Origin of the sequence: Iocasia fonsfrigidae (genome assembly GCF_017751145.1) — a bacterium.
Lineage (GTDB): Bacteria > Bacillota > Halanaerobiia > Halanaerobiales > DTU029 > Iocasia > Iocasia fonsfrigidae.
The window spans coordinates 1420639-1439764 of record NZ_CP046640.1; the positions used below are offsets into that span (position 1 = coordinate 1420639).

The window sequence follows — 19126 nt, forward strand, 5'->3', positions numbered from 1 at the left end:
GTATATTTATTCGTTCTTACATTTGTTATTGAATTCTGAATAATTGAGGAGAAACTATGATCTAAAGGGGAATTATTATGGAGAAATTGATACCACTATCAGTGCCTAATTTTACAGGTAAAGAACTTGAATATGTGACCAGGGCTGTAGAAACAGAATGGGTATCAACTGGGGGAAGATTTATAAAAGAATTTGAAGAAAAAATAGCTAAATATTTGAAAATTAAAAAGGCTGTTGCCTGTCAAAGTGGTACTGGGGCTCTTCATTTAGCTTTAAGGCTTTCAGGAGTTGGAGCAGAACATGAAGTAATAGTACCTACACTTACCTTTATAGCTGCAGTTAATCCTGTTAAATATCAAGGAGCAGAGCCAGTATTTATGGACTGTGATGATACTCTAAATATGGATTTAGATAAATTAGAGGGGTTTTTTCAAAAAGAGTGCTGTTTAACTAAAGAAGGCTTAATTAATAAAAGAACCAATAAAACTATAAAAGCTGTGGTAATAGTACATATATTTGGAAACATGATTGATATGGAAAGAATAATGAAAATAGCTAGGAAATACAAATTAAAGGTTATAGAGGATGCAACTGAAGCATTAGGTTCGTACTGCACAACAGGAGAATACTCTGGTAAGTTTGCAGGAACCATAGGAGACTTTGGAGCATATTCTTTTAATGGAAACAAGATAATTACAACGGGTGGAGGAGGAATGCTTGTAGCTAAAGATATGGTTTTAGTTGAGAAAGCAAAATACTTGTCAGCTCAAGCAAAAGACGATCCCTTATATTATATACATGATGAAATAGGTTATAACTATAGAATGACAAATTTACAGGCAGCTCTTGGTATTGCTCAGTTGGAACAATTGGAAGAATTAATTGAGATAAAAATAAAAAACTATGGCCTTTATGAAAAAGAGATTCAAAAAATAGAGGGATTAGATTTATTAAGATTTAATAAAGGAACGAGATCAAATTATTGGTTTTATTCTTTAATGATAGATAAAGAAAAATACGGGTTTAATAGAGATGAATTATTAAAGAAATTATATCAAAGAAATATCCAGACTAGACCGATCTGGGGACTTATTCATGAACAAAAGCCATACCTAAAAGATCAGAGCTACAAAGTTAAAAGAGCTAAGTATTATATAGAAAGAGTTTTGAATATACCTTGCAGTACAAATTTAGATAAACAAGATATATTGACAGTTATTAATGCATTAAAGGATTTTAAATCTCAAAAAGAGAGATATAGTTGAATGTACAAGATATATATAAGGGAGAACCTGTAGGAGTATATCCTGTTAGCAAAGAGTATGGCTTGACATGGGGCAATTCAAGGAAATGAAAAAAATGCTTAAAAGATTAGATTTAAAGTAAAGGAGTAATAAATGGTGAATAATATATTTACGATAGGCTATTTTGCAGACGGTAAATGGGCTCATGAAGCATTCAAATTGTTAATAAATGATAAAAACATTGAAATAAAATTTATTTGTGTTAGATATGAAACCACAGATCTGACATTAAAGAACTTTGCTAAAAAATATAATATCGACTATTTAAAGCATAAAGACATTAACTCAAAAGAATTTTTAAATCAGCTAAAGAAATATAAGTGTGACCTGTTTGTATCAATGTCTTTTAATCAGATTTTTAAAAAAGAGATCATAAATACTCCTGAATTTAAAACCATTAATTGTCACGCTGGTAAATTACCTTTTTACAGAGGAAGAAACATATTAAATTGGGTGTTAATAAATGATGAAAAAGAGTTTGGAATCACAGTGCACTATGTTGATGAAGGAATTGATACAGGAGACATAGTATTACAGGAAACTTATCCTATAACAGATGAGGATGATTATTCAACATTGTTATCTAGAGCATATACTGAGTGTGCAAACATACTTTATAAAGCTATAAAGATTATACAAAGCCAGGATATTAAGCTAATGAAGCAAACAGATATACATCCAGTAGGTTTCTATTGTGGAAAAAGGAAAGAGGGCGACGAGATAATAGATTGGAATCAAAATAGCAGAGAATTGTTTAATTTTATCAGAGCATTATGTGAGCCAGGGCCAATGGCCAGGAGTACGCTAAGGGATAAAGTGATAAAAATAAACAAATCAAAGCTTGTTAAAAATGCACCTAACTATAAAGGGATTGTTGGACAAATAGTCGGTAAAAACCAAAGCGGATTTATAGTAAAAACAAAGATTCGACATTAGAAATAATAGAATATGAGTATGCTGAAAAAATAAGAATAGGGGATCGGTTAGCGTGAAAAAAACCCTTATAATAGCAGAAGCAGGTGTTAATCACAATGGTTCATTAGAAATAGCTAAACAGCTTGTAGATAAAGCCAAAGAAGCTGGCGCAGATATAGTTAAGTTTCAGACATTTAAAGCTGAAAAACTAGTCTCAAAATATGCTGGAAAGGCAGAATATCAAAAACAAACAACGGATGCTTGTGAAAATCAATATAATATGATTAAAAAATTAGAATTAGACTTAAACATGCATAAAGAGTTAATAGAATATTGTAAGTTAAAAGAGATAAATTGTTTATCATCCCCCTTCGATATAGATAGTATAAAACTTCTAACTAAATTTGGCATTGACATTATTAAAATTCCTTCTGGAGAAATAACCAACCTACCCTATTTAAAAGAAATTGGAAAGTTAAAGAAGCGAGTTATTTTATCAACGGGAATGTCAACACTTGGAGAAATTGAAAAGGCGTTAAATATTTTGATTGTAAATGGAACAAATGATGTTGTTGTTTTACATTGTAATACAGAGTACCCAACCCCTATGAAGGATGTTAACTTAAGAGCTATGAGAACTATTAAAGAAGCTTTTAAAATAGAAGTAGGATACTCAGACCATACATTAGGAATAGAGGTTCCAATAGCTGCAGTGGTAATGGGTGCATCTATTATAGAGAAGCATTTCACATTAGATAAAAGAATGGCAGGTCCTGACCACAGAGCGAGCTTAGAGCCCCATGAATTTAAAGCAATGGTTAATGCTATTAGAAATATCGAAAAGGCATTGGGAAATGGAATAAAGAAGCCATCGGACTCCGAGCTTCCAAATATTAATGTTGTAAGAAAAAGTATAGTTGCAAAATGCAATATAAAAAAGGGTGAAACTCTTTCAAAGAGTAATATAACTGTAAAGAGACCAGGAAATGGTATATCACCAATGAGGTGGGATGAAATGATTGGTAAGGCCGCAAAAAGAGATTATTTGGCAGACGAGATGATAGAGATATAAAAAAATTGTGTGATTACTGGTACCAGGGCAGAATATGGACTGTTAAGACCTTTGATGAAAAGAATAGAGAGCTACAAAGACCTTAAGTTGCAGTTAATATCCCCAAAAACAAATTGCAATATTTTGAAATAAATTTAAGGGGGAAAGGTTTCATGAGTAAAATCCTAGCACTTATACCTGCGAGAGCGGGTTCTAAGGGAGTAAAAAGTAAAAACATTAGAGAATTAGCTGGAAAACCACTTATAGCATATACTATTATGGAAGCTATTAAGAGTAATATATTTGAAGATATTATTGTATCTACTGACTCAGAAAAAATAGCAGATATAGCAAGAAAATATGGTGCAAATGTGCCTTTCTTAAGACCCAAAAAATTCGCTTTAGATGATTCGTCTACAATTGATGTAATTATACACTGTTTTAATTTTATGAGAAATATAGGGAAAGAATATCAGGAAGTTATATTACTTCAACCAACATCTCCATTAAGAAGGGCTCATCATATAAAAGAAGCTTATCAGCTTTTTAATAGTAAAAATGCTGATTTTATTATAAGTGTATGCAAGTGTGGACATCCACCACTTTGGGCTAATACAATGGATAAGGATTTAAAAATGGATAATTTCATTCGAAAAGAAGTAAAAAATATGAGGAGACAAGATTTACCCCAATTTTATCAAATAAATGGTGCTTTATATTTAGCAAAAGTCGATAAACTGATTGAAGAAAAAGGTTTTTTAGGTAAAAATAGCTATGCTTATATAATGAGTAGGGAAAATTCAATAGACATAGATACCGAAATAGATTTTAGATTTTGTGAAGTTATTATGGGAGCAGTTGTGTAGCCCAATTTTTGGATATTTTAATAACTTCTCATATATTATAAATTATTTAAAGTGGGGGACATTGAATAGAAAAACATTTAGAAGATGATATAAATTTATTAACTTATGGTGATGGTGTTACTGATATTGATATAAATGAAGTTATAGAGTTTCATAAAAGAGCAGGTAAGACAGTAACATTTATCATATAAAGAGCTTAATAATTTTTTTTAATAAATAATCCTACTGTAAAGTGAAATTATTTTTATACTTTACAGTAGGATTATCTTTTTGCGCTTTCTATTTAATCCAGTCTCTATATAGAATCAGATTTGTCTAAATCCTCTAAAACTGACATCTTTTTTTATATATAAATCTTTTGCTTGTTGTAATGAAAACTCAAATTTTTTATTATAATAATTAGTCATCAATTTTTTATTTGCTTCCAATAACGCTTTATGAAATTCATCATCGGTTAATTCAGTAAAATTTACTGCTAACAAATCAGAATTTACGTGTTTGTATTCATAAAAATCCTCAACATCTCTTAATAACCCTTTTTCAATTGCATAATAATAAAGTGGTGAACCTGGATAAGGTGTAACAGGCCTTATAGTTCTAAACTGGGTGCAATCATCATATTTTAATAAAAATTCTACTCCTTTATTTAATGTTTCTCTATTTTCTCCAATATTTCCAAATATAATGTTATAACCTGGGCTTATTCCAACTGCCAAAGTTGCCTCTATCCCCTCAACAATTTGTTTTGTTGTAAGGACTTTATTCATATTCTTTAATATTTGATCATCCATAGCCTCGATTCCGTAATTAATAAACACACATCCGCTTTTTTTCATTAATTTTAAAACATCTTTTTTTGCAAAATTTAAGCGTCCATTACAGGACCATTTTATATTCAAATTATTTTTTAGAAAATCATTACATAAGCTTTCTACTCTTCTAACAGAAGACATTAATAATTCATCACTAAAAATAATATAATTAATCCGATATTCTTTTTGTAGATATTTTATTTCATTTATAATTGACTCATTACTTCGTGGTCTGAACCCTTTATCCATTCTATAACAAAAGTTGCAATTAAAAAGACAGCCTCTGCCTGATAAAACGGGCATTACGAAATCCGTTCTACTGCTATGAGGTGGTCTAATTAAACGATAATATTCAATAGGAAATAATTCGTAGGCGGGAATAGGCAGCGTATCCAGATCTTTAATTAATGGACGCCTTTCAGTTACAATGATATCCGAACCATCTCGATAGGCTATGCCTTTTACCTGGCTTAAATCCTTTTTATTACCAACTGTTTCGAGAAGCTCAACCATTGTTTCTTCGCCTTCTCCAATAACTACATAGTCAGCTTGAGTCTTTTTCATAAAATACTCCGGCTCAGGGGAGGGACCATGCCCTCCCAATATATATATTGGTCTATTTTTTGAATTGTTGATTGCTTCAGATATTCTTAATAATTTTCTATATTGGTAATAACCGGCAATTATTCCTACTCCGATTACATCAAAATAATTATTGTTTAGATATTCTGTCAAATGTTCATCAGGATAGTGGTAATAATCTTGATTATAAATCACTATTTCATATCCTCTAATCTTTAAAACTGATGCTATATATGCTATTCCTTGTGGAAACCAATGTATATATGAATCATTATCATAAACAACTAATAAAATCCTCATTTTCCTCCCCTTTTATTTTTATTTACTCAATTTTACAGTAAAAAAAGTCGCTAAAAACAATTGATTGAGTTATTTACCTATAGAAATAAAATATCAGGCATTTGCTTATTGAAAACATTTTTATCTAATCTTTTCAAACTAGTTAGATTTGTTGTTACAAAGTCAACTGCACCCAGAAAATCATTATTCATTAAAAAATTTCTGATATCAATGTCATCAATCCCGATTTTTTTTCGAGTTTCAAATAAATTAACATTAACTACTGGATTTAACACACTCCATTCCTCATCAATTTGGATAATATTAATATTGCTTGCTGCAAATCCTGTAAACAGCCCTGCTTCTGCAGTCATAATACATGCATTTGCATGTTCACAAAGCGCCAATTCCTCTTCAAAGGGCATACTATGATCATATTCAAAATATAATTCATTTTCGATATTTAAAGATAAGAGCGGACAACCCAAATTTAAAACAAATATACCTCTCTTAATAAATTCTTGGGCCAGGTTAGATAAAACAGAAAAATTACTATTACGCTGCACTTGTTTATTTTTAAAATTCCTGGTCCGGATAATAATTTTTAGACCTTGATATTGGAGGAACTTTTTTAGACCGTCAATTTGAATCCTTGTTAATAAAGACTCTTCATCGCTAAAATTCATATATAAAGACTTATCCAATATCATCTGCTTTAGGTTATTAAATTGCAGTTTATACCACTTAAATGTATTACGCTCTGAAGCTTGAAAGGTTGAAACATCAAAAAATACGTAAACTCGAATATATTCAAATTCTGAAAAGTATTCACTCAATTTTTTTAGGCATTTTTCCTCTAAACCACTCTCAACATAATACTTTTGCTGTCTGTCGCCAAGATATTCCAGCATTGTTGGATACATATCATTTACCCACTTTGGATTAACTACAGCCAAATAATCAGCATTTGAAAACAAATACTTAAATTTATTTGGAGTAATTACAATAATTTTGTTATTATTTATATTTTTTTTATATAAATAGATTTGAGCGTTTCTTAATACAGCTGAATTCACTTCATTAAAATCAAAATTAATAACAATATTTTTAGAGTTGTTATTCATCAAAAAATCCTCTGAATTCACTTTATTAAAATCAAAATTAGTAACAATATTTTTAGAGTTGTTATTCATTAAAAAATCCTCCTTCACTAAACGTTTCTTCTGTCATTATTAATTAATGGACACCTTTCATTTAAAACGATATCTTGTTGATAACAATAAACTAACTTTTTTACCTTTTCCAGTGACTATATTAATTGGTCTTGTGAGCCTTTTTCAGGAAATATTCAGGCTTTAAAGAGGGTTCATTACTCTCCACTTTTACTGAAAACAACTATTAATCTGCTTAAAATTACTATATGCCACTTATAATAAAACGTGTATTGACTCACAGAGATTCCGTAAACGGAATCATATATTCTTTTATGTTCCGATTTTAAGTTAGGAACAAGTTTGCCGGTTTGGGTACAGGCTATATAATGTAATTTATTTTGTGTAATAGATGAGTAGAATGCTTCATATTAATAACTAAACCTTCGCGGTAGAATATTGATTATTAAATCTTACCTGAGGTCAAATATGACAGAGACTAATTTTAGTAAAGCAGTAGTAGGAAAAAGAAAGATTAATTAATTTAATAGTCAACAAAAATTTTAGGGATATTATCAAGGGTTATATTTGTTTTGCTGATTAATAGTATTAAGGAGATTATAGAATGAATAAATTAAGAATAGGTAACAGAATAATAGGGGATGGATATAAACCATTTATTATAGCTGAGATAGGTATAAATCATGAAGGAGATTTTAGTAAGGCAAAAACTATGATTAAAGATGCTTATGAGAGTGGTGCTGAGTGTGTGAAGTTTCAAATGCATATTATAGAAGATGAAATGACTAAGTCTGCTAAAAATGTAATACCAGGTAATGCCGATGAATCCATCTGGGAGATAATGGATAGGTGTTCATTAACAAAGGAGGAACATGTTAAATTAAAAGAGTATGTTGAAGAATTGGGTATGATATATTTATGTACTCCATTTTCTAGAGCAGCAGTAGATGTATTAGAAGAAATGAAAGTTTTGGCCTATAAAATAGGATCAGGTGAATGTAATAATTATCCTTTAATTGAACATATATCTTCATTTGGTAGACCAGTTATTTTAAGTACGGGGATGAATAATATAGAAAGTATATTAAAAAGTGTGGATATTTTAGAAAAATATGGGATTGAGTATTCTTTATTACATTGTACATCAATGTACCCTACTCCTTATGATAAGGTTAGATTAGGAGGAATAGATGATTTAAGGACTAATTTTCCTAATGCTATTTTAGGATTAAGTGATCATTCATTGGGTAATTATACAGCTTTTGCGGCAGTTGCTCTGGGGGCTGCAATTATTGAAAAGCATTTTACTTCTAATAAGGCCTGGTCAGGACCTGATGTACCAATATCACTTAATTCCAAGGAACTTTATGATTTAATAATTGGGTGTGAAGCAATATATCAAGCAATTGGTGGTAAGAAAGAAATATTACAGGACGAAAAGCCAACTATAGATTTTGCATATGCCTGTGTTGTAGCTATAGATGATATAAAAGAAGGAGAAAAATTATCTAAAGAAAACATATGGGTTAAAAGACCCGGAACTGGAGAGATAAAGGCCAAAGATTTTAACAATTTACTAGGCAAGCAAGTTAATCAAGATATATCAAGGGATATACAATTAGAATGGAGTATGATTAAAGATGATTAGGAAGATGGTGTTTTTGATAGGAATGCGAGCAGATTTTGGTAAGATGAAACCTCTTATTAATCTTAGTGAAGAGTCTGCTGATTTGTTTGTTAAGGGTATGCATACATTATAAAAGACATCTAAATGTATGGAAAATCTCAAGTGTTTTTGTCTTAGGAAGGATTGTTTATGAATAATAAGATCCAAAATATTGTAATAAATTTTGATTTTGGAGAAGTGAATAGGGCTGTGTTTCGAAACGCTCAAATCTATTTATATAAAAAAAATATAAATAATAAGAAAATTACCGTCATCACTCTAGATGAATTTAAATATTTATTTTCAAATGCTGATTATTTGGCTGTAATTAATAAAGAGTGGTTCAATATTAGTTATAGGACAGTATTGGAATATCTCGATGATAGACAGAAAAAATACTATGTCGATTCCGGTTTGGAGGAAAAATGTGTAAATAAATTACATGAATACTTACCAGAATTTGAATATATTCGAGTTAACGATTATTTTGATGTTTCCAATTTTCAAACTACGAAATGTGATCTTACTAATTGGTTAAAACTGCAATTTAATAACCTAAAGCAGATGATATTGAATAAATCTTTATATATGAATTTTATTGATGAAGAATCTTTGTTAGCCAAGATGCAAGTTAATGGTATAAAAAGATATCTTAATTATAACGGTCCCAAAATTATTATAAGAACAAGAGATTTTAAAAATAAAGCAATAGTTCATAATAGTAAATTTCCTATTTTTTATAACATGGCAAAAAAGTTAATCAAAAAAGAAATTTTTATTTTGAATTTAGGTTGTCCACTATTATCTTTAAATATCGAAAATGAATTATATTTTGAATATGATCATAATATGACCTTTGAAGAGGAATTAGCACTTTGTGAACATGCAAATGCATGTGTTATGACTGCAGAAGCAGGGCTGTTTACAGGATTTGCAGCAAGTAATATTAATATTATCCAAATTGATGGAGAATGGAGCGAGGGACATCATTTGATAAAAGTAAGTTTATTTGATACCCGAAAAAAAATCGGGATTGAAGATATTGATATTCGACGTTTTGTAACTAAAAATAATTTTTCGGGTGCAGTTGATTTTTTATGTAAAAAACTAGGTAACTTAAAAAGAATAAGTTTTGCATCTAGGAAAAATCAATTGCCTGATGTTTTATATTTATAAGAAAATAAAGAGTGTAAAACCAGGGAGGTTAAAATGCAAATTAAATCATATGATTGGTTTATTAATCGTGAAAATAATAAACCTTGTTTAGTGGCAGGAACAGCTCCAACTATCGTTAATTTTCCCTATAGAAGATTTAAGGGTATTTATATCACTTGTGGGGATGGACCAGTTCGTTTGAAAGATTTATTTCAACCGCATTATTGGGTAAATGCTAATAACATTTTTCCAGTCCCAGAATTACATTTAGATATTATTAACTCATTTTTGGAAACAATTTTTATCTTTGCAGACTCAGTAACATATTCGCGTCAACATATAAATCTAAGCTTTTTAGAAAATGAATTAAAAGTTAATTGGTTTGCTTATGATCAACGACATTTTAACCATCGCCCTTGTGGTACTAATCTTTTTTGCTGTGAATTACTAGATATATATCCAGATAGAGATACTTTACAGGAATTGATTCAAAAGCGATATAAAACTGTAAACCACTATTCATCAGGCGATACTGTTGCTATTCATGCACTTGCTTTTGCGATTATATTAGGTTGTAATCCTATTTATCTTCAAGGAATAGAAATCCCACTTTATCAGCATGAATATATCCATAGAGGAGAGTCACCAACTTGTATAAGTGATAGAAAATCAGTATTTTACAAATGCATTTCTCGAATACTTGCCGATTTTAAATATTTAATTGATGTTGCCTATGAAAACGATATTGAAGTTTATAACTTAAGTCACACATCAACTTTAAATCAAATTGATAGCCTAAAATATATGGATCCACTAAAATGTTATTCTAGGAAATGATTTGGAGACTCATATTGAAGAATTAATAGAAAAATTCAACAAAAATATGCACATAATTAGTTAAAAGAAAATATAATAAATAACAAATATTAGTGATGAAAAAATATATTAGTTGACAATATGCTGAAAATTAGGAGGATCAATACATGAAAAAATATAAATTATCAGATAATACATGGTCATATAAAGAAATTGAAGCAATAAATCGTGTAATTAAATCAGATAGATTTACAATGGGAAAAGAAGTTAAAGAATATGAAAAACAATTTGCGGAAAAAATTGGAAGCAAATATGCTGTTATGTCAAACTCCGGTTCTTCAGCAAATTTATTGGCTATAGGAGCATTGGTATATTCTGGGAAACTATTATCAGGCGATGAAGTGATTGTTCCTGCTGTATCATGGAGTACTACTTACTTTCCAGTTGCTCAACATAATTTAAAATTAAGATTTGTAGATATTGATGCAGATACGTATAATATTGATGTAACAAAGGTGGAGAGTGCAATAACAGATAGAACAAAAGCAATTCTTTCTGTAAATTTGTTAGGCAACCCAAACGAATATAAAGAAATTTTACAAATTTGTAAAAAACATAATTTAATTCTTATAGAAGATAGCTGTGAATCATTAGGTGGCAAGTACAAAGATAAATTATTGGGAACATTTGGTTTACTAGGGACTTACTCAACATTTTATTCCCATCATCTGTGTACAATGGAAGGTGGTGTAACAGTAACGAATGATGAAGAACTTTATCATTATTTATTATGTATTAGAGCCCACGGTTGGACAAGAAATTTACCTAATGATAGTAAAATATATTCTAAGAATAATGATGACTTTTATGAGCAATTTAATTTTATTATGCCCGGTTATAATTTGCGCCCTTTAGAAATGGAAGCAGCAATAGGAATAGAACAATTAAAGAAGTTAGACAAGATAATTGAACAACGGAAAAAGAATGCTCGATATTTTTTAAAGCGTATTAGAGAAGTAAATAATATTAAACCACAAATGGAAATTGAAGAATCTTCTTGGTTTGGTTTTGGAATGGTTATTGGTGAAAATTTAGATTTGCGTAAATGTGTTGTTGAGGCTCTAAAGAAAAATGATATAGAAGTAAGACCAATTGTTGCAGGGAATTTTACTAAGAACTTTGCAGTAAAATATTTGGATTATACAATTTATAAAAAATTGACAAATGCAGATATAATTCATCATAATGGTTTATTTGTTGGTAATCACAGCAAGAATATTCGAGAAGAAATAGATATACTAATTAATGTTTTGAAAGGAGTCTTAAATGATAGATAAATATGCTAAAATATTTATTGCTGGACGAAATGGAATGGTGGGTTCATCAATAGAAAATGGATTTAAAAAAAGGGGATATAAAAATATTATAGGCCTAAGTTCAAGTGAATTAGATTTAACTAAACAATTAGCTGTGAAAGAATACTTTTTAAATCAAAAACCAGAATATGTCATTTTAGCAGCAGCAAAAGTCGGCGGAATAATGGCAAATATGCAATCACCTGCTGAATTTTTATACGATAATTTAGCTATACAGAATAATGTTATACATTATGCTTATAAATATAAAGCAAAAAAACTTTTATTCTTAGCTTCTTCATGTATATATCCTCGTATGTCACCTCAGCCTATGAAAGAAGAGTATTTGATGGATGGAAAATTAGAACCGACCAATGAAGGATATGCAATTGCAAAAATTGCAGGTTTAAAAATGTGTCAAATGTATAATAAGCAATATAATGTAGATTTTATTAGTGTTATGCCATGTAATGTTTATGGAATAGGTGATAATTTTGATCTAGAAAAATCTCATGTTGTAGCTGCTTTAATCAGAAAATTTCATGAAGCAAAATTAAAAAAGAAAAAATTTGTAGAGGTTTGGGGTACTGGGAATGCCCGTCGAGAATTGATATTTAATGAAGATTTAGCAGATGCTTGTTTATTTTTATTTGAATCTTATACAGGAAACGATCTTTTTAATATAGGAACTGGTATAGATATTTCAATTAAGAAATTAGCTCATCTTATTAAACAAGTTGTAGGATATAAGGGAATTATTAAATTTGATATAACAAAACCAGATGGTATGCCACAAAAATTATTAGATGTTTCACGGCTAAGGGATGCTGGATGGATTTATAAAACTAGTTTGGAGGAAGGGTTAAAGAAGACATATAGTTGGTTTCTTGAACAGCAAGGCAATTAATATTCTATTCTCCCAAATTAGCTATACATTTGGGATGCTTATGTTTGTAAGAAAGGAATAACTATTACTTCTAGTTGAAGTACGACTGTTAGAAAAAATGTAAAAGCGACTAAATCTGACAGTTTTTTATAGGAGTTTGAGTTGATATATATTTTGATTTGATAAGGTGGTGAGTATATGAAGAGAGCATTAATAACTGGTATTACTGGACAGGATGGTTCATATTTGGCAGAGTTTTTATTAGAGAAGGGTTATGAAGTACATGGAATTATAAGAAGAACATCTGTATTGAATACCCAAAGAATTGACCATATATATCAGGATCAACATGGTAAAGGTGTCATGTTATTTTTGTATTATGGGGATATGGTTGACTCCAGTAGTATTAGCAGGTTAATGGCAAAAATAAATCCTGCTGAAATATATAATCTTGCTGCCCAAAGCCATGTAGCAGTATCTTTTGAAATTCCGGAATATACAGCGCAAGTAGATGCACTTGGAACACTGAGGCTGTTGGAAGCAATTAAGAATCTAGGGATAGAAACACGTTTTTATCAAGCCTCAACCAGTGAACTATATGGAAAAGCATGTAAGGTTCCCCAGAATGAAAATACACCTTTTTATCCCCGTAGTCCCTATGCTGTGGCTAAATTATACTCTTATTGGATTGTAAAGAATTACCGGGAAGCCTATGGTATGTATGCGGTTAATGGTATTTTATTTAATCATGAGTCACCCCGTCGTGGAAAGCATTTTGTTACCCGTAAGATAAGCAGAGCAGCAGCCAGGATAGCTAAAGGGCAGCAAAAAAAGTTATATCTTGGAAATCTAAATGCAAAACGTGATTGGGGATATGCCAGGGATTATGTAGAGATGATGTGGATGATGTTACAGCAGGAAAAACCGGAAGATTATATTGTGGCTAGCGGAGAAACTCATACAGTTAGAGAATTTGCAGAACTGGCCTTTAAATATGTAGGAATAGATTTAGAATGGTCTGGTAAGGGGATAGAAGAAAAGGGAATTGATAAACAAACTGGAGAGATAATAATTCAAGTTGATCCTAGGTATTTTAGACCAACAGAAGTAGATATACTAATCGGTGATTCATCCAAGGCAAAAGAAAAATTGGGTTGGGAGCCGAAACTAACCTTTAATGAATTGGTTAAAATTATGGTAGAATCTGATTTAAGAATTATTGAATAAAAGGGTATGTTAAGGGGGGATAAATAAAAAATTGGCTGGAAAGCAAAAATCGGTTTATGTGAAGCTATAATAATGACCTATGAGTATATATAGTGAAGTAAATGCAAGCAGATAATTAAAGAGACGAGGCAGGGTATTTATCATAATTCACTTGACAGTGAGAATGGTTTTCAATATAATTAGATTAAGAAAGGGATTTTTTATACTTAATTGAAAATTGTTCTCAATAATAATGGAGGGTGAGATTATGACATTAGCTGAAGTAAGAAGGGGAGAGAGGTTTAATATAAAATATATTCCAGATGATTTAGTAAGGGTACAGGCATTGAGGTTTGGTATATCTGAAGGTGCTGTTCTTTCATGTCATGAAAAGGTGCCGGGAGGACCAGTTATTATTAAAAGGAATCTTCAGGAAATAGCAGTTGGTAGAAACCTGGCCAGTAATATTATTATAGAAAAGGAGAATTAATATGGCCTGTCATCACAAAAATAGCCATCACAAATTAGACCTGGAAGACAGCAGTAAAAAACTTGTCCTGGTAGGCAACCCGAATGTGGGGAAATCTATCTTTTTTAATTACCTGACAGGTATTTATGTAGCTGTTTCAAATTATCCGGGCACAACCCTGGATATTACTAAAGGGAGGTATCAGGACTTTACTGTTCTTGATACACCTGGTGTTTATGGTGTTTCTTCCTTTAATGATGAGGAGATAGTGGCCAGGGATGTTATTATGGCAGCAGATATAGTGGTGAATGTAGTTGATGCTGTTCATTTAGAAAGGGATTTATTTCTTACCCAGCAGATAATTGATATGGGTATTCCTGTTATTATTGCCCTTAATATGATGGATGAGGCAGAAAAAAATGGTTTATCAATCGATATAGATAGATTAAGCAGTGAATTGGGTGTCCCAGTTATACCAACAACAGCTGTCAGTGGAAAGGGGTTATCTGAGCTTAAGGCCTCTTTAAATAGGGCTAGAGTAGGTGAGAGTATTTTTGAAAAGCATAATGAGTTAACAGAAAAGCTAGCTAAGATGAATGAAGAAACTACCTCTACAAGGGATGCCTTATTAATATTAGAGGGTGACCCACATCTGGCAGATAGATATAGGCTTAAGCCAATGAATTTTCGGGAAGAAATTTATAGAATCAGAAGAAAAAGGGTAGATCAAATTATTGATAATGTTGTCAGTGACCTCAATGATGGTAAAGGTGTTAAAGCTACTTTAAGTAGGATGATGGTTAATCCAGTAACAGGTGTTCCCCTCTTGTTGATTACCCTGTATATCTTATATCAGTTAATAGGAGTTTTTATTGCTCAGACAGTGGTAGGTCTTACAGAAGAGGCATTCTTCCTGGAAATCTATGAACCATTTATAAGGAATCTAGTCAGCAGGGTAATACCAGCTGCTTCTTTTACGAGTAAGTTACTTATTGGTGAATTCGGTATTTTGACAATGGCGGTTACCTATGTTTTTGGATTATTATTACCTTTAGTAATCGGGTTTTATTTCTTTCTATCTATACTTGAGGATTCGGGGTATATGCCCAGGATTGCAGCCCTTGTAGATAGGACCTTGACTTCTTTAGGGCTTAATGGAAGGGCGATTATCCCCATGCTGCTTGGCTTTGGTTGTGTTACAATGGCAACGATAACTACCAGACTGCTGGGGTCAAAGAGGGAACGTATTATTGCTATATTCTTATTAGGATTAGCTATCCCCTGTTCTGCCCAACTTGGTGTAATTGTTGGTTTGATTTCCCCCTTAGGAGTGAAGTATTTTTTGATCTATGTATTTGTTCTTCTGTTAGTTTATGTCTTATCAGGTACATTCCTGAATAAGGTTTTACCAGGGAAGTCAACTGACTTATTAATAGATTTACCCCCTTTACGAATACCTAGGATTGGCAATGTTTTAAATAAAACCCGCATAAAATCTTTTGCCTTTATTAAGGAAGCAGGCCCTATCTTTGTACTGGGTGCTGTGATAATTACTGTCTTACAGGAAACAGGTATTTTAATATATATACAGGAGCTGGTTGCTCCTATAACTATAGGTTGGTTGAGATTGCCCCCTGAGGTGGCTACTGCCTTTGTAATGGGTATAATTAGGCGTGATTTTGGTGCTGCTGGGCTTAATTCACTGGCTATGACCCCTTCCCAGACAACAGTAGCCCTTATTACGATAACCCTATTTGTACCCTGTATTGCAGCGATGATGATCATGGTTAAGGAGAGGAACTGGAAAGAGGCTACGGCTATCTGGTTTGGCAGCTGGTTTACAGCTTTTATTGTTGGTGGTTTGGTAGCATTATTTATTTAGTTTCTTTATATTTATTAAATTGAGGGGTGATTATTATCAATTGCACAGCAGATGGCCATCGTATTTGTCCACAATGTGCTTATAAAATAAAGGATCCGGAAGAATACCGCTGTCCCAGGTGTAATAGGTTATTATTATTAAAGTGTTCGGAATGTAAGAAATGTTCATTTGGAAGGAAATAATGATAAAGTTAATTAAGGATTAAGATTTTGTTTGAAATTATTATCTGCTGGGTTTATAATATGACAGAGGGGGTTGTCTTATGATTGAGAAGGGACAGATTATAAATACAAATGATAGTATGGCAACAGTGCGGATAAGGCGGCATTCTCTGTGTAGTAAATGTACTAATAAATGTGGTCTTGCTCGACAGGACAGTCATGAGGTTGATGAAATTGAAGTTGAGGTTGATAATGAAATTGGTGCCAGGGTAGGTAATCAGGTTAAGATAGAGATGGGTGAGCAGTCACTGGTTTTAAGTTCTTTAATAGTCTATCTTTTCCCTTTAGTTGCCTTGATAGCCGGTTATTTTATAGCTGCCTATTTTGCCTCTTATTTTACTACGTTATCTTCTGAGACAGCAGGGATAATTGGTTCACTTGTTTTAACAGTGGTTTCATTTATCATTTTAAGATATGCAAATAGGATTTTTGCCAGACACAGGGATTTTCAGCCTCATATAACAGATATTATTGGTTCTGACTAGTTTTAATAATAAAACCACCTTTTTTACAGGTGGTTTTTCTCTTAGACAGGGTAATACATTGTTAGGTAAGCTATGGTAGTTTTTTCAGTAATATTTGTATATATATGTTTTTGGTCTGCATTAAAATGGATAGAATTGCCGGTTTTTATTGTGTATTCTTTTTCTCCAGTAGTCAATTCCAGAATACCTTGATGAATAAAAATGTATTCTTCCACACCAGTAGTATGGGCTTCAGATTGGTGACTATAATGGGGTTCTAAGTCTAGAATATACATCTCTAATTTTCTCTGTTTGTCATAGGGGAATATGGGGTAGACACGGTATTTATTATTTTCATCAATGATTGGCTTAATCTCAGAAGGTGACACAATGGTGGTTTCTTGTTTATCTTCTTCAATGAAAAAAGAAAATGATACATTTAGACCTTTGGCTATCCGCCAGAGGGTATTTACTGTTGGACTTGATTTTCCCCTTTCAATTTGACCCAGCATTGATTTACTTACCCCTGTTAAGTCTTCCGCCTGGCTTAAGCTGTAGCCCTTGCTCTGCCTTAGTTTATGAAGCTTTTTTCCGATCAATAATTCAGGATTATTCATTTTATCTCCCCACTTTTATTTTAACGTATAGGTTATGTGATTTTGAAATTGCGGATAACTCTTTGTTTCCCTTGTCGTGTGCTCCAGCGTCCTGCTTACGCTTACTGTCAAGAAATTATCTTCCGGTGTCCTACCTCCAGACAATTTCTAGAGTCGTTCAACAAATATATTTGTCTGGTTAATAGCTTATTGACTAACTATGTGTAATAAATAGTTTGAGTGTTGTGCATTTTAACATACTATGATATAATATATTAATCATACAATATATTGTATAGAATACCATTATATTATACATTATAAAGGGGGTAGAAGCAAGTCATGGAAGTTGTTATAAGTGAAAAGATAAAAGATAGGGATAATTTTGTGGCTGGAGTAAGAAAAGGACTAACAATTGCTTTTGGTTATATACCAATTGCCATCGCTTTTGGAATACTTGCCCGTTCTAATGGGATACCACTACATATTATCATCGCTATGTCTATTATTGTTTATGCTGGTGCCAGTCAATTTGTGGCTGTCAAGTTAATAGCCTTAAATGCAGGATTATGGGGGATTGTTCTGGCCACATTTATTTTAAATCTGCGTCATTTTTTAATGTCTGCTTCAGTCTCACAGAGAATCAATAAAAAGACAGCTACTGGATTACTGGCGATTATATCCTTTGGTATAACTGATGAATCCTTTTCTTTAATATCATTAAGTGAGGAAAAGGTATTAGATGATAAATATGTCTTTGGTATTAATTTAATTGCTTATCTATCCTGGGTAGCTGGTACAGTAATAGGTGTATTTATGGGTACGACTTTACCAGAGATTATTCAATCAAGTATGGGAATAGCACTCTATAGTATGTTTATTGGTTTATTAATTCCTGCCTTAAAAAAATCCAGAAAGGTAAAAATTATTGCGCTTATTTCAATAGTCATAAGTTCTTTGATGTATTGGGGACCTTCTTTTGTTAGTTCTATTTCTGATGGGTGGAAGATAATCATTGCTACTATTACTGCTGCTGGAATAGCTGCTTTTTTCTTTTCAGATAAAGAAGAGGGGTGGAAAAGATAAATGAATTACTGGCTGTTAATTATTGCTATGGGGGCTGTAACATACATTCCCAGAATGATACCAATGGTATTTTTGCGTGATATAGAACCCTCCCCCTTTGTAAAGAGGTTTTTGAATTATATACCCTATGCTGCTTTAACTACCCTGATCTTTCCTGGAATATTATATTCAACTAATAATCTCTTTTCAGCACTTACCGGTGGTATAGTATCTATCATCACAGCTTTTTATAAGGAAAATCTGCTGTTAATAGTCTTTGCCGGGATTGCCAGTGCTTTTGTAATTGAGATAGTATTATTTTAATATAAATAGCTAAAGGAGGGATTTTTTGTCCCTCCTTTGG

Annotated in this window: 18 protein-coding genes; 15 read left to right on the forward strand and 3 right to left on the reverse strand. The window is 31.7% G+C overall.

The features are described 5' to 3' along the window. The first annotated feature begins 77 nt into the window (after positions 1-77). The 4 genes from GM661_RS06750 to GM661_RS06765 all read left to right on the forward strand — a co-directional run bounded on the left by GM661_RS06750 (position 78) and on the right by GM661_RS06765 (position 4136). On the forward strand, positions 78-1265 hold the full coding sequence (locus GM661_RS06750) for a LegC family aminotransferase (protein ID WP_230869330.1): 1188 nt from the start codon (positions 78-80) through the stop codon (positions 1263-1265). A 135-nt stretch (positions 1266-1400) separates the two neighbouring features. Next, complete coding sequence (locus GM661_RS06755; RefSeq protein ID WP_230869331.1) at positions 1401-2240, forward strand: methionyl-tRNA formyltransferase; 840 nt, start codon at positions 1401-1403, stop codon at positions 2238-2240. A gap of 52 nt (positions 2241-2292) precedes the next feature. After that, the gene (gene neuB / locus GM661_RS06760; protein ID WP_230869332.1) at positions 2293-3291 is read left to right on the forward strand and encodes an N-acetylneuraminate synthase; all 999 of its coding nucleotides are present in this window, start codon (positions 2293-2295) and stop codon (positions 3289-3291) included. A gap of 152 nt (positions 3292-3443) precedes the next feature. Then, a complete protein-coding gene (locus tag GM661_RS06765; RefSeq protein ID WP_230869333.1) occupies positions 3444-4136 on the forward strand; it encodes an acylneuraminate cytidylyltransferase family protein in 693 nt (230 codons plus the stop codon). Positions 4137-4441: 305 nt separating this feature from the next. Here the strand turns inward: GM661_RS06765 and GM661_RS06770 are convergent, their stop codons facing one another. Both GM661_RS06770 and GM661_RS06775 read right to left on the reverse strand, forming a co-directional pair. After that, entirely contained in the window at positions 4442-5830 is a 1389-nt protein-coding gene (locus GM661_RS06770; RefSeq protein ID WP_230869334.1) for a B12-binding domain-containing radical SAM protein, read from the reverse strand. 77 nt (positions 5831-5907) lie between these two features. Then, positions 5908-7002 (reverse strand): hypothetical protein, encoded by a 1095-nt coding sequence (locus GM661_RS06775; protein ID WP_230869335.1) that lies wholly within the window; start codon positions 7000-7002, stop codon positions 5908-5910. Positions 7003-7585: 583 nt separating this feature from the next. Between GM661_RS06775 and GM661_RS06780 the strand changes: the two genes are divergently transcribed. From GM661_RS06780 to GM661_RS06820, 9 genes are all read left to right on the forward strand, one after another. Then, positions 7586-8629 carry an N-acetylneuraminate synthase family protein gene (locus tag GM661_RS06780; protein ID WP_230869336.1) on the forward strand — a complete coding sequence of 348 codons (1044 nt, stop codon included), beginning with the start codon at positions 7586-7588 and terminating at the stop codon, positions 8627-8629. Between the two features lie 168 nt (positions 8630-8797). Continuing rightward, entirely contained in the window at positions 8798-9823 is a 1026-nt protein-coding gene (locus tag GM661_RS06785) for a hypothetical protein (RefSeq protein WP_230869337.1), read from the forward strand. A gap of 33 nt (positions 9824-9856) precedes the next feature. Continuing rightward, positions 9857-10639, forward strand: coding sequence for a hypothetical protein (locus GM661_RS06790; protein WP_230869338.1), 783 nt, complete (start codon positions 9857-9859; stop codon positions 10637-10639). 146 nt (positions 10640-10785) lie between these two features. Beyond that, complete coding sequence (locus GM661_RS06795) at positions 10786-11955, forward strand: DegT/DnrJ/EryC1/StrS family aminotransferase (RefSeq protein ID WP_230869339.1); 1170 nt, start codon at positions 10786-10788, stop codon at positions 11953-11955. Continuing rightward, a complete protein-coding gene (locus tag GM661_RS06800; protein ID WP_230869340.1) occupies positions 11945-12880 on the forward strand; it encodes a GDP-L-fucose synthase family protein in 936 nt (311 codons plus the stop codon). The genes GM661_RS06795 and GM661_RS06800 overlap by 11 nt, the downstream gene beginning before the upstream one ends. A 177-nt stretch (positions 12881-13057) precedes the next feature. Next, the gene (gene gmd, locus GM661_RS06805; protein ID WP_230869341.1) at positions 13058-14086 is read left to right on the forward strand and encodes a GDP-mannose 4,6-dehydratase; all 1029 of its coding nucleotides are present in this window, start codon (positions 13058-13060) and stop codon (positions 14084-14086) included. A gap of 247 nt (positions 14087-14333) precedes the next feature. After that, a complete protein-coding gene (locus tag GM661_RS06810) occupies positions 14334-14555 on the forward strand; it encodes a FeoA family protein (RefSeq protein ID WP_125989456.1) in 222 nt (73 codons plus the stop codon). 1 nt (position 14556) lies between these two features. After that, a complete protein-coding gene (gene feoB, locus GM661_RS06815; RefSeq protein ID WP_230869342.1) occupies positions 14557-16416 on the forward strand; it encodes a ferrous iron transport protein B in 1860 nt (619 codons plus the stop codon). 262 nt (positions 16417-16678) lie between these two features. Further along, positions 16679-17122 carry a SoxR reducing system RseC family protein gene (locus tag GM661_RS06820; RefSeq protein ID WP_230869343.1) on the forward strand — a complete coding sequence of 148 codons (444 nt, stop codon included), beginning with the start codon at positions 16679-16681 and terminating at the stop codon, positions 17120-17122. Positions 17123-17163: 41 nt separating this feature from the next. Here GM661_RS06820 and GM661_RS06825 read toward each other — a convergent pair whose 3' ends face one another. Continuing rightward, positions 17164-17718 carry a helix-turn-helix domain-containing protein gene (locus GM661_RS06825; RefSeq protein WP_230869344.1) on the reverse strand — a complete coding sequence of 185 codons (555 nt, stop codon included), beginning with the start codon at positions 17716-17718 and terminating at the stop codon, positions 17164-17166. Between the two features lie 321 nt (positions 17719-18039). Between GM661_RS06825 and GM661_RS06830 the strand changes: the two genes are divergently transcribed. Together GM661_RS06830 and GM661_RS06835 are read left to right on the forward strand one after the other, a co-directional pair. Further along, positions 18040-18783 carry an AzlC family ABC transporter permease gene (locus GM661_RS06830; protein WP_230869345.1) on the forward strand — a complete coding sequence of 248 codons (744 nt, stop codon included), beginning with the start codon at positions 18040-18042 and terminating at the stop codon, positions 18781-18783. Beyond that, positions 18784-19086 (forward strand): AzlD domain-containing protein, encoded by a 303-nt coding sequence (locus GM661_RS06835; protein WP_230869346.1) that lies wholly within the window; start codon positions 18784-18786, stop codon positions 19084-19086. The last annotated feature ends 40 nt before the right edge of the window (positions 19087-19126 follow it).

Bases quoted from the DNA above. Each gene is read 5' to 3' on its own strand.
- GM661_RS06795 (WP_230869339.1), top strand. From the start codon at position 10,786: ATGAAAAAATATAAATTATCAGATAATACATGGTCATATAAAGAAATT.
- GM661_RS06800 (WP_230869340.1), top strand. From the start codon at position 11,945: ATGATAGATAAATATGCTAAAATATTTATTGCTGGACGAAATGGAATG.
- GM661_RS06790 (WP_230869338.1), top strand. From the start codon at position 9,857: ATGCAAATTAAATCATATGATTGGTTTATTAATCGTGAAAATAATAAA.
- GM661_RS06785 (WP_230869337.1), top strand. From the start codon at position 8,798: ATGAATAATAAGATCCAAAATATTGTAATAAATTTTGATTTTGGAGAA.
- GM661_RS06830 (WP_230869345.1), top strand. From the start codon at position 18,040: ATGGAAGTTGTTATAAGTGAAAAGATAAAAGATAGGGATAATTTTGTG.
- GM661_RS06825 (WP_230869344.1), bottom strand. From the start codon at position 17,718: ATGAATAATCCTGAATTATTGATCGGAAAAAAGCTTCATAAACTAAGG.
- GM661_RS06810 (WP_125989456.1), top strand. From the start codon at position 14,334: ATGACATTAGCTGAAGTAAGAAGGGGAGAGAGGTTTAATATAAAATAT.
- GM661_RS06835 (WP_230869346.1), top strand. From the start codon at position 18,784: ATGAATTACTGGCTGTTAATTATTGCTATGGGGGCTGTAACATACATT.
- GM661_RS06765 (WP_230869333.1), top strand. From the start codon at position 3,444: ATGAGTAAAATCCTAGCACTTATACCTGCGAGAGCGGGTTCTAAGGGA.
- GM661_RS06780 (WP_230869336.1), top strand. From the start codon at position 7,586: ATGAATAAATTAAGAATAGGTAACAGAATAATAGGGGATGGATATAAA.
- GM661_RS06750 (WP_230869330.1), top strand. From the start codon at position 78: ATGGAGAAATTGATACCACTATCAGTGCCTAATTTTACAGGTAAAGAA.
- GM661_RS06775 (WP_230869335.1), bottom strand. From the start codon at position 7,002: ATGAATAACAACTCTAAAAATATTGTTACTAATTTTGATTTTAATAAA.
- GM661_RS06770 (WP_230869334.1), bottom strand. From the start codon at position 5,830: ATGAGGATTTTATTAGTTGTTTATGATAATGATTCATATATACATTGG.
- feoB (WP_230869342.1), top strand. From the start codon at position 14,557: ATGGCCTGTCATCACAAAAATAGCCATCACAAATTAGACCTGGAAGAC.
- gmd (WP_230869341.1), top strand. From the start codon at position 13,058: ATGAAGAGAGCATTAATAACTGGTATTACTGGACAGGATGGTTCATAT.
- GM661_RS06820 (WP_230869343.1), top strand. From the start codon at position 16,679: ATGATTGAGAAGGGACAGATTATAAATACAAATGATAGTATGGCAACA.